Origin of the sequence: Streptomyces sp. NPDC049915 (assembly GCF_040656475.1) — a bacterium.
Taxonomy (GTDB): domain Bacteria; phylum Actinomycetota; class Actinomycetes; order Streptomycetales; family Streptomycetaceae; genus Streptomyces.
Genome location: NZ_JBFAMH010000021.1, coordinates 1 through 2,049, shown reverse-complemented (window position 1 = coordinate 2,049; position 2,049 = coordinate 1). Strand labels below are relative to the sequence as shown.

Annotated in this window: 1 protein-coding gene; it reads left to right on the top strand. The window is 64.8% G+C overall.

Annotated elements, in window-relative coordinates; translation table 11 throughout:
* Positions 1 to 666: 666 nt before the first annotated feature.
* The coding region (locus tag AB0J12_RS28655; RefSeq protein ID WP_363267380.1) for an ABC transporter substrate-binding protein at positions 667 to 2,049 on the top strand (1,383 nt) is incomplete at its 3' end.

Genomic DNA, 2,049 nt, shown 5'->3' with positions numbered 1-2,049 from the left:
CGACCTCGTCGACATCGATGCCACGGTGCGGACCGGCGCCGTAGACGGCGGCCGTGGAGAAGTGGACGATCCGCTACCCGCGTTGAGCGGGGGCCCGGCTCGTCTGCGTTGCCGTACCCATACCGTGCGTGCCGGAGGAATCCGCCAGAGGGTAGGGAAAACCCTGCATCCTGGGCTCTAAGCCGCACAGGGTGGCCGATTTCTACTAGTCTGCTGAGCGGGTGGGCGTGATCTGGCATGCGCTCAAGTGCCCGGCGGGCCCAAGCCGTTCGCGTGCGGCCGCCTCTTCTTCGGGGCAGCGCGAAGCGCCCCGCACGGCGGCCACGGTAGCCGCAAGTGCTTTTTCCCACCCGTGCGTCCGGAATACGGACAGTGATCACCGATAGATGTGTAACAAGTCCGTTTCGCAGCGATCTATCTGCAAACTGTTTGTCCGGATTTTGGAAGAAGTAGGCGACAGGTGTGATCGAACCGAGACCTTAGGGGTGTGGTTCGGCTGGTGGCCCATGGCAGATAGTTAGGCGCGTAGAGCTCGGATCTCGGGTCACGCCAGCTGCGGCGCCGACTCGCGAGCGGGGGGACACCTCACCATCTGCACCGTCCATGACGGTGGTGTGACGCGTGCCCCTCTATGCGGTGAACCAAAGGACTCATAAGGAGGAACCCATGCGCGGTGCGAAAAGCGCCAAGTGGGTCGCGATAGCCGCGGTTGTGGCGCTTGGTGCGACCGCCTGTGGTGGTGGCAGCGACAAGGGCGACGGCAAGGCCGCGATCGACCCGAACGGCAAGTTCTCGGTCGAGGTGGGCGAGCCGCAGAACCCGCTGCAGCCGGCCAACACCATGGAGTCCAACGGCAGCATCGTCATCAAGTCGCTGTTCTCCGGGCTCGTCGACTACGACAGCAGCGGCAAGATCGTCAACGTCAACGCGCAGTCGATCGACACCAAGGACAACAAGACCTTCACGGTCAAGCTGAAGCCGGGCTGGACCTTCCACGACGGCACCCCGGTCACCGCCACGTCCTACGTCAAGGCGTGGAACTGGGCGGCCAACCCGGCCAACAAGCAGACCAACAGCGCGTGGTTCGCCGACATCCAGGGCTACGGCGACGTCGCCCCGGAGAGCGGCAAGGCCAAGGCCACCGAGATGTCCGGCCTGAAGGTCGTCGACGACAACACCTTCACCATCACGCTGTCCAAGCCGATCCCGTACTTCGTGTACAAGCTCGGCTACGAGGTCTTCGACCCGCTGCCCGAGTCCTTCTACGCGGACCCGAAGAAGGCCGGCGAGCACCCGATCGGCAACGGTCCCTACAAGTTCGTCAAGTGGGACCACAAGAAGCAGATCGAGGTCACCAAGTTCGACGGCTACAAGGGTCCGAACGCCGCCAAGAACGGCGGTGTGATCTTCAAGAACTACGCGAAGCTCGAGACCGCCTACCAGGACCTCAAGTCCGGCAACCTCGACGTGATGCGCCAGGTCGCCCCGCGTGACCTGCCGGTCTACAAGGCCGACCTCGGCGACCGCGCCGTGGACCAGGCGTACTCCGCCATCCAGACCATCGCGGTGGCGTACTACTCCCCGCAGTGGAAGAAGATCGACCCGCGCGTCCTGCAGGGTCTGTCGATGGCGATCGACCGGGACACCATCACCAAGACGGTCCTCCAGGGCACCCGTGAGCCGGCCACCGGCTGGGTCGCCAAGGGCGTCCTCGGCTACGAGCCGAACGCCGTCGGCGACATCACCAAGTACGACCCGGCCAAGGCCAAGGAGCTCATCAAGGCCGGCGGCGGCGTCCCGGGCAACAAGATCTCCATCCAGTTCAACGCGGACGGCGGTCACAAGGAGTGGGTGGAGGCCGTCTGCGGCTCCATCACCAAGGCGACCGGCGTGGCCTGCACGGGCGACTCCAAGCCCGACTTCCAGGCGGACACCAACGCGCGTGACGCCAAGCAGGTCAAGTCGCTGTACCGCTCCGGCTGGGTGCTCGACTACCCGTTCATCTCCAACTTCATCCGCGACCTGTTCGGCTCCAAGGCCGACGGCAAC